The following is an 11,921-nucleotide window of genomic DNA, read 5'->3' on the forward strand; positions in this document are numbered from 1 at the left end:
CAGCGCGCATTCGCATGAGCGGGTGAGTGATTCCACGCTGCCCCGAGCCGCGATCCCGCTCACGCTCACGCTCTACAGCGAAGTCTCAGCCGATACCGCGGTCAACGACTTCGGCAAAAGCTATTCCCTCAAGGGAGTCGGCCCGGTTCCGGAAAAATTTTAGAACCATGTCTGTTTTGTGAAATCCGTTCGTCTTCCCTCTGAAAGCCTGCGGCAATGGACCGCCGGCTGCAACAGGGGGTCATATGACGCGATTTGGCAGTGTAGTCGGCGCTTGCGCAGCAATCTTCATCCCGGCAACCGCATGGGCGCAGGCCGTCGAGCCCGCCCCGGTGGAAGCGCAGGCCGCCGACGAGGGCGGTGAGATCGTCGTCACCGGATCGCGTATCGATCGCAATTTCGACACGCCGACCCCGACCATCACCGTCACCGCCGAGGATCTGTCGGTCGGCGCGCGCCCGAACGTCGCCGCGGCGCTGAACGACCTTCCGCAGTTCCGTGCGACCACCTCGGCGCAGACCACCGGCACCAACACCGGCGCGGGCAATGCCCCGGTCGATCTGCGTGGCCTTGGCATCAACCGCACGCTGGTGCTGGTCGACGGCCGCCGCATCGCCAGCGACAATGACCTCAACACCATTCCCAATGTCCTGATCCGCAGCGCGCAGGTCGTGACCGGCGGCGCATCCGCGGCATGGGGTTCGGGCGCGGTCGCCGGCGTCGTCAATATCGGCATCGACGAGAAGTTCAGCGGCCTCCAGCTCGGCGCCGAAGCGGGTCTTTCGACCTATGGCGACGCCGCGCAGCACCGCTTCGACGGCAAGGCCGGGTTCGGCTTTGCCGATGGCCGCGGCCACTTCGTGATCGGCGGCGAGTATTTCAACAGCAACGGCATCGTGCCCAAGGTCGCACGCGACAAGATCGGCCGCTGGGCCTCGTTCGGCGGCGCGATGACGCCCGATGTCGGCTTCTCGACCTCGGCCTATGGCGGCCTGATCACCTCGGGCGTGCTCAAGGGCAAGGCGTTCAACCCCGACGGCTCGCTGCGCGACTTCGACTTCGGTCGCGTGGTCGGCAGCTATATGACCGGCGGCGAAGGCCCGTCGAACGACGATCTCAGCCCGCTGATGACCCCGCAGCGCCGCTACAGCGCGCTCGGCCGCCTGACCTATGAGCTGACCCCGGCGATCAAGGTCACCGCCGAGCTGCGCCATTCGCGCATGTACAACAACTATGTCTGGTTCGGCGATCATGTGCAGGGCACCGCGACGTCGGGCATTCAGATCCAGTCGGACAATGCCTTCCTGTCGAACAGCGTACGCACCGCGCTCGCCAATGCCGGCCAGACCAGCTTCTATATGGGCCGCTTCAACAGCGACCTGTCCTATCCGTCGATCGATTTCGAGCGCAAGGTCACTCAGGGCACGCTGGCGTTTGACGGCAAGATCGGGTCGAACCTGCGCTGGAGCGCCTATTACAGCCATGGCGAGTACCAGAACAACATCGACACGCCCGGCTTCCTGCTGACGCGCGAGTTCGCCAACGCGGTCGATGCGGTGGCCGGCCCGGGCGGAACCCCGATCTGCCGGATCGCGCTGACCACCCCGTCGACCAACTGCGTGCCGATCAACCTGTTCGGCCTGGGTGCGCCGTCGCAGGCGGCGATCGACTATGTCACCGGCACGCCGAGCCAGCGCGGCAAGACCAAGCTCGACGTCGGCGGGATCAGCCTGCGCGGCGAGCCGTTCGCGCTTCCCGCGGGCGCAGTCTCGTTCGCGGTCGGTGTCGAGGCGCGCAAGGAAAGCATCACGCAGACCGTCGGCGCGCTCGACGCTGCCAAGGCGTTCCGCACCTTCAGCTTCTCGGCGATGTCGGGCAGCTTCGACGTGAAGGAAGCATTCGGCGAAGTGCTGGTGCCGCTGATCCACAACACGCCGCTGCTGCGCAAGCTCGAGTTCAACGGCGCGGTGCGCGTCAGCGACTACAGCACGACGGGTTCGATCTGGTCGTGGAAGCTCGGTCTCACCAACGAGTTCTTTCCCGGCTTCCGCGGCCGCGCGACGCGCTCGCGCGACATCCGTTCGGCCAATCTGAGCGAGCTCTATACGCAGACGACGACCGGCTACAACACGATCTACGACCCGGTCACCAAACAGAACGTCTATGTGCTGAGCAACGGCGGCGGCAATCCTAATCTCAATCCGGAAAAGGCCGATACCTGGACCGTTGGCTTCACCTATTCGCCGCCCGCGGTTTCGGGCCTCAACCTGTCGGTCGACTATTTCAACATCGACGTCGACGATGTCATCACCACCGTCGCCGCGCAGGATCTGGTGACACGCTGCTTCAACGGCAACACCGCGCTGTGCGCACGCGTCGAGCGTGACGGAAGCGGGAACATCACCCGCACGGTCTCGACCTTCGTCAATCTGGCGAACTACAAGACCGACGGCATCGACGCGGAAGTGTCCTACATCCTGCCGCTGGACCGCCTGTTCGCGTCGTCCGAAGGGCGGATGAAGTTCCGCCTGCTCGGCACCTGGGTCAACAGCCTCACCACCGACGATGGCGTGGTGAAGCTCGAATATGTCCGCTCGCAGGGCTATTCGTTCGGCCTCGGCGTACCGGCGTGGCGGGTGAACGGCTCGATCGGTTATGAGGACAAGAGCTTCTCGGGCCTGATCCGCGCCCGCTACATCTCGCCGGGCGAGTATAACAATCAGGTCCCGCTCACCAACAACCACATCGGCGCTTACACCTATTTCGACCTGCAGGCGCAGATGAAGGTGCCGGTGGCGGAAGGGCGGCAGATGGAGATCTACGCCAACATCTCCAACCTGTTCGACAAGGATCCTCCGGCGGGATCGCTCTTCTCGCCCTATTACGACGTTCTGGGCCGCTACTTCACCCTCGGTGCCCGCGTCCGCTTCTGATCCCGTTTCGGCAAACCCGCCCGGCACCATGCCGAGGCGGGTTTGACCTTTTGGAGAGTGCCTGATGTTCCTTCGCCCTGCCTTCGCCGCGGCGCTCGCGCTGTTCCCCGCCACCGCGATCGCTCAGGTCGCCAAGCCTGCCGCGATCGTCGCCGATGGCATGCCCGCCATCCCCGAAGCGCTCGCCGCCGACACGCAGCCCTATCTTCAGGCGCGCAAGGCGAACTTCCTCGGCTGGAACCCGGTCGACCGTTCGATGCTGGTCAAGACGCGCTTCGCCAACACCGATCAGGTGCACCGGGTGGTCGCGCCGAATGCCGACCGCACCCAGCTGAGCTTCGAGGATGAGCCGATCCTGATGGCGAGCATCTCGCCCGGTGCCGGCGACGTCACCGTGGTGCAGAAGGATGTCGGCGGCGGCGAGTTCTACCAGCTCTTCCGGCTGGCCGACGGGCGGCTTCAGCTGCTCACCGACGGCAAGAGCCGCAACTGGTTCGGCGGATGGAGCCCGGACGGCAAGCTGCTCGGCTATTCCTCGACGCGGCGCAACGGCGCCGATGCCGATCTCTATGTGGTCGATCCGCGCGACCCGAAGTCGGACCGTCTGGTCGCGACGGTCAAAGGCGGCGGCTGGAACATCGCCGACTTCTCCGCGGACGGGGCGAAGGCACTGGTGATCAACCGCATGTCGATCAACCGCGCCGATCTCTACGAGCTCGACCTCAAGACCGGCAAGATGCGCGCGCTCAATGATCTCAAGCGCGAAGTCTCGCACATCGCCCCGCGCTACGCGCCCGATGGCGGCATCTGGACGCTGTCGGATATCGATTCCGATTTCGTCCGGCTGGGCCGGCTCGATCCGCGCACGGGCAAGTTCACGGCCGTCTCGAAGGAGCCGAAATGGGACGTGACCGACTATGCGCTCGCGCCTGACGGCAGCTTCCTCGCCTATGCAACCAATGAAGCGGGCGTCAGCCGGTTGCATGTGATGGATGCCGCGACGGGCGCGACCCGTGCCGTCACCGGTCTTCCGGCCGGTGTGATTCCCTATTCGATCGGCTCGTCGATCGAGATCGCGCCGTGGGGCACGATCGGGCTCAGCATGTCGTCGGCGCGCGTCGCAGGCGACGCCTTTGCCGTCGATCCCAGGACGCTTGCCGTGACGCGCTGGACCGCGAGCGAGACTGGCGGGCTCGACCCGGCGAAGAATGTCGAGCCGCAGCTCGTCGAGGTGAAGAGCTTCGATGGCGAGACGGTGACCGGCTTCCTCTATCGCCCCGATCCCGCGCGCTTCCCGGGCAAGCGCCCGCTGGTCGTCAACATCCATGGCGGGCCCGAGGGGCAGACCCGGCCCGACTTCCTCGGCGCCGAAAACTACTATCTCAACGAGCTTGGCATCGCGCTGTTCTTCCCCAATGTCCGCGGCTCGAGCGGCTTCGGCAAGCGCTTCGTCAACCTCGACAACGGGCCGTTCAAGCGTGAGGATTCGGTCAAGGATATCGGCGCCTTCCTCGATACGCTGTCGGGCGACACGACGCTCGATCCCGCCCGGTTCGCGGTCACCGGCCTCTCCTATGGCGGCTATATGTGCTACGCCACCGCGACCCATTACTCGGCGCGGCTCAAGGGCGCGAACTGCTATGTGGCGATCTCCAACTTCGTCACCTTCCTCGAGAATACCCAGTCCTATCGCCGTGACCTGCGCCGGGTCGAATATGGCGACGAGCGCGACCCGAAGCAGCGCGCCAAGCTGATCGAGATCTCGCCGCTGACCAGCGTCGACAAGATCGACCTGCCTTTGCTGATCGCGACCGGCGGCAACGATCCGCGCGTCCCGGCAAGCGAGGCCGATCAGATCATCAAGGCGGTCCGCGGCAAGGGCGGCACCGTGTGGCATCTGCTCGCGCAGAATGACGGGCACGTCTTCCGCAAGAAGGAGAATGAGGACTATTATTTCTGGACCAGCGTGCTGTTCTGGAAGCAGACGCTGCTCGGCGACGCGCCTCGGTGACACTGGTGCTCGTGCTTACCATCGCCATGGCCATCCTCCTGTCCGTCGCCCCGTTGAAGGCGGCGGAACGGAGGGCGCCGGCCGTGGCGGTGGATCATCATGTCCATATCCATTCGCCGGCAATCCTCGCCATCCTGCCCGACTATTGCGCCAGCCCGGGCAGGGCCAGCCCATGCGACCCCGAATTCTCCAACCCATTGACTGCCGGTGATCTGCTGCTGGCAATGGACAAGGCGGGAATTCGCCGCGCGCGGGTAATGTCGACCGCCTATCTGGCGGAAAGCCCGATGATGGTGCCGCCGGCTCCGGATCATGTCGCGATCGTGCGCAAGGCGAATGACTTCACCGTCGCGCTGGCGCGCGAACATCGCGGGCGGCTCGAGGCCTATATCGGCGTCAATCCGCTCACCGCGACGGCATTGTGGGAAATCGAGCGCTGGCATGGCGATCGCAACGTTGCCGGCATCAAGCTGCATCTGGCCAATTCGCGGTTTGACTATCACCAGCCCGATCAGGTGAAGACGCTGGCAACGACCGTGCGCGCCGCGGCGGCGGCGCGTCTGCGCATCATGATCCATATGCGCAACCGGGCAGCCGGCTATGGCGCAGAGGAGGCTCGGATTTTCATGCGCGAGGTGCTGCCGGCCGCGCAGGGCACGACGGTGCAGATCGCGCATGCGGCAGGCTGGGGCGGCATCGATTCAGCGACGATCGACGCGCTCGGTGTCTTCGCCGATGCCTGCGAACAGGACCGCGAACGCTGCGCCAATCTCTATTTCGATCTTGGCGCGATCACGCCCGGCGCCGCATCGGGCCAGAACAAGACGGCGCTGGTCGGCCTGATGCGCAGGATCGGGATCGCGCATTTCCTGCCCGCATCGGACTGGCCGTTCGCACGCGACCTGCGCGCCTATTATGCCGGACTCGCCACCCTTCCGCTGACTCGATCCGAATGGCGGCAGATCGCCCGCAACACCGGGCCATGAGCAGCCCGCCGCCGATCGTACCGCTCCGTGCACGAATTCTGTCGAATTGCGGCGGCCAACTCATGTAGGGGACGGGCAGGAAAAGCGATGAACCAGTTGAGCGAGATGTTTCGGCACGTACGAGCCGTTTTGCGGCGGCGCGGCGTTCCGGATCAGGATGCCGAGGATTTGGTGCACGAAGCCTTTTTGAAGGTGGAGCGCTACGAACAGCGGCATACGGTGCGCTCGCAGGAAGCCCTGCTGGTCAAGGCCGCCGTCAACCTCTCGATCGACGAAGAGCGTCGCGAGCGCCGTGCGCCGTTCTCCGCTGCGAATGTGTTCAGCATCGCCGATGCCGCGCCGGACCCGGAACAGGTGCTGCAATCGCAGGCGCGCCTGAACCACGCGGCTGCCGGGCTTGCGCGATTGCCCGAACGCACGCGCCGTATTCTGCTCCGTCGGCGCCTCGACGGAGTGAATTACGCGACGATCGCCAGCGAAGAAGGGATGTCGATCCCCGCCGTTGAAAAACAGGTCGCCCGCGCGACCCTGGAGATGATGAACTGGATGGAACGATGGTGATACGGTCCAGGGAAGAGCGAACGCGCCTGAACGCGGAGGCGTCGGCGTGGCTCGCGCGGCTGCACGGTCCGCGGGGCGCCGACGCGCGGGGCCCGCTGCAGGACTGGCTCAAGGCCGATCCGGCGCATCAGGAAGCGTTCGAGCGCGCCACCGGGGTCTGGGACCTTCTGCCCGGCGCGGTGACGCAGGACGAAGCGCCGCAGCGCTCCCGGCGGTTCGTGCCGATGGCGATCGCGGCATCGCTGGCCCTTGTCATCGGCGCCGGGACGATGACGGTCCTGCTCGACCAGCCGCTGATCCTCGACACCCGGGTCGGGGAGCAGCGCACCGCGGCGCTGGACGACGGCAGCCGGGTCTCGCTCAATACCGACAGCCATGTCACGGTGAAGTTTGCCCGCGACGAGCGCGAGGTCTCGCTCGACCGCGGCGAGGCGATGTTCGACGTGGCGCACGATGCGTCGCGGCCGTTCATCGTCATGGCCGGTGACGAACGGATCAGGGCGCTCGGCACCAGCTTCATCGTGCGGCGCGACGGGGACCGCGTCCGCGTCACATTGCTCAGCGGAAGGGTCGAGGTGTCGCGCACGGGCAAGCGGCTCGCCGTCCTCGCGCCGGGCGAACGCCTGTCGGCGACACCGGGCGCGGTGCCGGTGCTTGACACTCCACTACTCGATTCAATCACAGCCTGGCGCCGCAACGAACTGAGATTCCGTGATACTCCCCTGTCCGAGGCCGTCGCCGAAGTGAACCGCTATGGCAAGCGGCGGGTGATCGTGAACGACGCGCGCCTCGCTTCGCTCCCGATCTCGGGCGTTTTCGCGACCGATAACCCGGCGGAGTTCGCCGCCGCGGTAGCGCAGCTTCACGGCTTGCGTGTGCAGCGTGAGGGTGAAGCGGTTCTTTTGACGCCTTGATCACATCTTCCTGCCACGTACAGCGTATCGTGACCTATCGTCGGGCGATCGACCGGAATGGTCCGGTGAAGTGGTGTAGAGGCTATAGTTGATGCGGGGCGGCAAACTGGCAGCGATGTGCGCGTTTGCGTGCGTGACTGCGACTGCCGCCGAAGCGCAAACTGCAGCCCGGTTTCATTTCGCGTTGCCACAACAGGATCTCTCCCTGTCGCTTGAGGCGGTCGCGACGATCACCCGGACGAACATCATCTTCATGCCTAGCGCTGCGCAGGGACGTGTCGCGCCCCGGCTCAACGGCACCTACACCGCTTCAGAGGCGCTACGCCGTCTGCTCGGCGGATCGGGCCTCGATTTTACCGTCACGGCGGGCGGATCCTATGTCATCACCCGACGCGCGGCCGGGCGTAGCGCACATCGCCGACCGGTCGTTGCCCGGCCACGTCCCATGCGGCCGCTGGCAGCGCCTGAGAAGCCGGAGGAGGCGCAGGACGTCGTCGTCACCGGTTCGCGCATCGACGTGCTGGGCTTCCAGGCGCCGACCCCGACATCGCATGTGACGCGGCCGGAACTCGAGATCGGCGCGCGCTCGAATATCGCTGCCGCTTTGAACGATCTGCCGCAGTTCCGGGGAACGATCTCCCCGCAAACCAGCGGTACGAACACCAGTGCGGGCATGGCGCCGGTGGATCTTCGTGGGCTGGGGATCAATCGCACGCTTGTGATGCTCGACGGACGGCGCTTCTCAAGCGACAATGATCTCAACACCATCCCTACCGTGTTGATCAAGTCGGTCGACATCGTCACCGGCGGGGCGTCCGCGGCGTGGGGCTCGGGCGCTGTTGCCGGCGTCGTGAACGTCGTGCTCGACGCGGATTTGAGCGGGGTCAAGCTTGGTGCTCAAGCTGGAATCTCCTCGCGCGGCGATGCGGCCGAGCGCCGGTTTGAGGGTGCATTCGGCACTGCATTCGCCGGGGATCGCGGCCATGTGATCGTCGGGGCCGAGTATCTCGACAATGCGGGCGTCATTCCCAAGATATCCCGTCCGAGCGTCGGGCGCTGGGTCAGCGTTGCCGCGGGGGACGGTAGCTTCCTGCTCACGCCGGATGTCGGGTTTGCGAATGCGGCTCGGGGCGGTCTGATCCTCAGCGGTGTGCTCGCCGGTCAGGTCTTCAACCCCGACGGGTCGCTCCGCGATTTCAGGTACGGCACGGTAGTGGGGACAGAAATGATCGGCGGCGAGGGGCCGTCGAACGACGATATTAGTGCACTTGTCACACCGCAGCGGCGGTACAGCGCTCTCGGCCGTGTCAGCTTCAAGGCGAGTAACGCCGTGAGGATCACGGCGGAACTGCGTCACTCGCGCATGTGGAACGATTATATCTGGTTCGGCGACCACAATCGCGGCAACATCTTCATCTCGCGGGACAATGTCTTTCTGGCGCCCGAGATCGGAGCGCGGCTGCTTGCGGCGGGAGAAGCCGGTTTCACAATGGGCCGGTTCAATTCCGATTTCCCTTTCCCCCGTATCGATTTCGAACGGGTAACGACGCAGGGGACGATTGCGATCGACGCGACGATGGCGCCGAACTGGCGCCTGAGCGGCTATTACAGCCGTGGCGAATATCGCAACGATATCGATACGCCCGGATTCGTGATCGGCGCCCATTTCAACCAGGCCGTGGATGCGGTGCGCGACCCGGCGACGGGGCGGCCCGTCTGCCGCATCAAGCTCACCGACCCGTCGAGCGCCTGCGTGCCCATCAACCTGTTCGGCGAAGGCTCACCTTCGGCGCAGGCGCTCGCCTATGTCACGGGCACGCCGCGGCAGCGCGCCAGGACCACATTGGATGTCGGCGGGATCAGCCTGCGGGGTGAGCCGGTCACACTGGCGGCAGGCCCGATCTCGATCGCGGCGGGGTTCGAGGCCCGTCGCGAGGCGATCCGGCAGTCGGTGAGCGAACTCGACCTTGCCCGGGCATTTCGCTCGTTCAACTTCGCGCCGATTGCGGGCGGCTTCACCGTCAGAGAGGCTTTTGGCGAAGTCCTTGTGCCGCTGGCTCGCGACCGGCCGCTATTGCGAAATCTGGAGCTGAACGCAGCGGTGCGCCTTTCCGACTATGACACCACCGGCTCGATCTGGTCATGGAAGCTGGGCGCGACGAATGAGTTTCTTCCCGGGTTCCGTGCGCGGTTCACGCGCTCGCGCGACATCCGATCGGCTAATCTCGCGGAGCTCTTCACACAGCGCACGGTGGGCTACAACACGCTCACCGACCCCGTGAAGAACGCGAGCGTCTATGTGCTCAATCACACGGACGGTAACCCCGGCCTGCGGCCCGAAACGGCGACCACGTTCACCGCCGGCTTTCTCTACGCACCGCCGGGAGTTCGCGGTCTTCGCCTCTCGATTGACTATTACCGGGTCCGTATCGACGATGTGATCACCATTGTCTCAGCCCAGGATCTGGTCATCCGCTGCTACAATGGCAATCAGGCATTGTGTGCGAACGTCGAACGAGATGCCGAAGGCAACATTACCCGCACACTGACGTCATATCTGAACCTGTCCGAATACAAGACCAATGGAATCGACGCCGAACTCTCGCAAACGCTGCCGCTACGCCGCATCGTCGATCTGCCCGGCGAACTCAGCTTTCGGTTGCGGGCCAACTGGGTTGACAGCCTGAAGACCAACGATGGCGTCACAACGATCGAGTATGTCCGTTCTCAAGGCAACTCGTTCAGCCTCGGCGTGCCCGAATGGCGGATCAACGGCAGCATCGGCTATGACAGTGAGGGTTTTGGGGCACAGATCCGAGCGCGCTACATCTCCGCGGGCAACTACAATTCCACGATCCGGCTGCTCAACAACCATATCCCGGCCTATACCTATGTGGATCTCCAGGCGCGCGCGCGGGTCACGACCGCCGCGGGAACGAAGATGGAGATCCATGGCAGCGTGACTAATCTGCTGGACAAGCAGGCGCCCAATGGGTCGCTCTATTCTCCCTTTTACGATGTGGTTGGGCGCTACTTTACGGTGGGCGCGAGGCTGGCCTTCTGACGGCCAGGTTCGCCGTAAGACATTTCCCGCTGCTCTTTGTCACCGACGGTTCGAACTCTGTCGCTAATAGTAGCGACATACGCGTGATTTCGGCTGGCCTACACTTTGGTCTTCAGCTTCGGCTACCCGAGGTTCCGGCGGAGAATTGAGTCGCGCAATGCCACGCCCGGAACCCCTCACACCCCTGCTTGTGGCGGAGCTGGTCGGCGGTATTTACGAAGCGGCGCTCGATCCGCAGCTGTGGTGCCAGTTCGTCGACCGGATCGAGGCGATCTATCCCGATCTGACCGTGATGCTGTTCAGCCATGAGAGCGGCAGTTCCGGTACTGATCTCAGCATCGTTGCCAACTTTTCCGAGGCAGCGCAGCGCGACTATGCGGCCTATCATTTCGCCACCAGCCCCTATGTGGATTTCGTACCGCGCAATCAGGTCGGCGTGCCGACGCGCACGGAATCGATCATCAGTGATGCTGAGCTGTTCGGGACCGAGCATTATAACGACTTCATGCTGCCACACCGGCTGGGTCGCTATGGCACCGGCATGCTGATGGAACGCGAACCGGAAGGCTGGGCATCGCTGTCCTTCTCAGACGGCTGCGACGATGCTGCACGGCGCGACCACCAGATGTCGCTGCTTGGCCTGCTCGCGCCGCATCTGCGCCGCGCCTTCAAGCTTCGCCGGACGCTAATCGAGACGCGCTCCGCGACGATGGCCCCACAGGCGTTGTTCAACGGCTGGACCTATGCCGCTTTCGTGCTCGACCGGGACGGTTGCGTGCGGACGATGAACCGCCGGGCCGAGGCGCTGATTGCGCGTGACGACGGCGTCATGCTCAATCGCCTCGGCCGACTGCGCAGCTTCGACGACAAGAGCAACCGCGCATTGGAGGACGCCATCGCCGCATGCCGGATGCTGCCGGACGGGGTGGTGCGCGGTGACGCCGACCTGACCGGGACGATGCTGCCGCGGCGGCGAGGTGGATCGCCGCTGCATGCGATGCTGTGGCCGGTCGCTTCCGCTACCGAATTCGGGATGCCGCCCGCGCCGGGCCAGATGCTGCTGGTCGTTTCCGATCCCGATGCGACGCCGCCGGGCGCCGTTGTCCGGATCGCGCGGCAATTTGGTCTGTCGCCTGCTGAGGAGCGGTTGGCCGGAGCAGTGATTGCCGGAGTGCCGCTGACCGAAGCAGCGGAGCAGCTGGGCATTCAACTTTCCACCGCGCGAACCCGGCTGAAGACTATCCAGGCCAAGACCGGCTGCCATCGCCAACTCGACCTTGTTCGCATGGCGATGTCGGTACCTTCGATCGAAATCGAGTAGCGACACCCCAGCCAGAAGGCGCCTTAGCTACCCCCATATGGGAGCTATTCCGCGCTGCTGTGGCTGCTTAGCCATCCCTTCCGCGCCGTGCCGGAGCCCATGCACGGTCAAGGGGAATGGGGTGGTGGAAA

The 11,921-nt window shown here is 64.8% G+C and carries 8 protein-coding genes; all 8 read left to right on the forward strand.

Features of this window, described 5'->3' with window-relative positions; all coding sequences use genetic code 11:
• Positions 1–22 precede the first annotated feature (22 nt).
• The 8 genes from AC07NK_RS10405 to AC07NK_RS10440 all read left to right on the forward strand — a co-directional run bounded on the left by AC07NK_RS10405 (position 23) and on the right by AC07NK_RS10440 (position 11,790).
• The gene (locus AC07NK_RS10405; RefSeq protein ID WP_495170518.1) at positions 23–163 is read left to right on the forward strand and encodes a hypothetical protein; all 141 of its coding nucleotides are present in this window, start codon (positions 23–25) and stop codon (positions 161–163) included.
• Positions 164–245: 82 nt separating this feature from the next.
• Positions 246–2,933: a TonB-dependent receptor domain-containing protein gene (locus tag AC07NK_RS10410; protein ID WP_495170519.1), complete on the forward strand. Its 2,688-nt coding sequence runs from the start codon at positions 246–248 to the stop codon at positions 2,931–2,933.
• A gap of 64 nt (positions 2,934–2,997) precedes the next feature.
• Positions 2,998–4,944, forward strand: coding sequence for a S9 family peptidase (locus AC07NK_RS10415; RefSeq protein ID WP_495170520.1), 1,947 nt, complete (start codon positions 2,998–3,000; stop codon positions 4,942–4,944).
• Positions 4,941–5,930, forward strand: a complete 990-nt coding sequence (locus AC07NK_RS10420; protein WP_495170521.1) for an amidohydrolase family protein — start codon at positions 4,941–4,943, stop codon at positions 5,928–5,930. Before AC07NK_RS10415 ends, AC07NK_RS10420 begins: the two co-directional genes overlap by 4 nt.
• Before the next feature lie 87 nt (positions 5,931–6,017).
• Positions 6,018–6,491 carry an RNA polymerase sigma factor gene (locus tag AC07NK_RS10425; protein WP_495170522.1) on the forward strand — a complete coding sequence of 158 codons (474 nt, stop codon included), beginning with the start codon at positions 6,018–6,020 and terminating at the stop codon, positions 6,489–6,491.
• Complete coding sequence (locus AC07NK_RS10430; protein ID WP_495170523.1) at positions 6,485–7,405, forward strand: FecR family protein; 921 nt, start codon at positions 6,485–6,487, stop codon at positions 7,403–7,405. Before AC07NK_RS10425 ends, AC07NK_RS10430 begins: the two co-directional genes overlap by 7 nt.
• A 91-nt stretch (positions 7,406–7,496) precedes the next feature.
• On the forward strand, positions 7,497–10,469 hold the full coding sequence (locus AC07NK_RS10435; protein WP_495170524.1) for a TonB-dependent receptor: 2,973 nt from the start codon (positions 7,497–7,499) through the stop codon (positions 10,467–10,469).
• 157 nt (positions 10,470–10,626) lie between these two features.
• Complete coding sequence (locus AC07NK_RS10440) at positions 10,627–11,790, forward strand: helix-turn-helix transcriptional regulator (protein ID WP_495170525.1); 1,164 nt, start codon at positions 10,627–10,629, stop codon at positions 11,788–11,790.
• Positions 11,791–11,921: the final 131 nt, after the last annotated feature.

Source organism: Sphingomonas sp. GW821-FHT09B04, from assembly GCF_059418285.1.

Excerpts from the sequence above, each read along its gene's own strand:
- AC07NK_RS10410 (WP_495170519.1), top strand. The coding sequence starts at position 246 with ATGACGCGATTTGGCAGTGTAGTCGGCGCTTGCGCAGCAATCTTCATC.
- AC07NK_RS10415 (WP_495170520.1), top strand. The coding sequence starts at position 2,998 with ATGTTCCTTCGCCCTGCCTTCGCCGCGGCGCTCGCGCTGTTCCCCGCC.
- AC07NK_RS10425 (WP_495170522.1), top strand. The coding sequence starts at position 6,018 with ATGAACCAGTTGAGCGAGATGTTTCGGCACGTACGAGCCGTTTTGCGG.
- AC07NK_RS10430 (WP_495170523.1), top strand. The coding sequence starts at position 6,485 with ATGGTGATACGGTCCAGGGAAGAGCGAACGCGCCTGAACGCGGAGGCG.
- AC07NK_RS10435 (WP_495170524.1), top strand. The coding sequence starts at position 7,497 with ATGCGGGGCGGCAAACTGGCAGCGATGTGCGCGTTTGCGTGCGTGACT.
- AC07NK_RS10440 (WP_495170525.1), top strand. The coding sequence starts at position 10,627 with ATGCCACGCCCGGAACCCCTCACACCCCTGCTTGTGGCGGAGCTGGTC.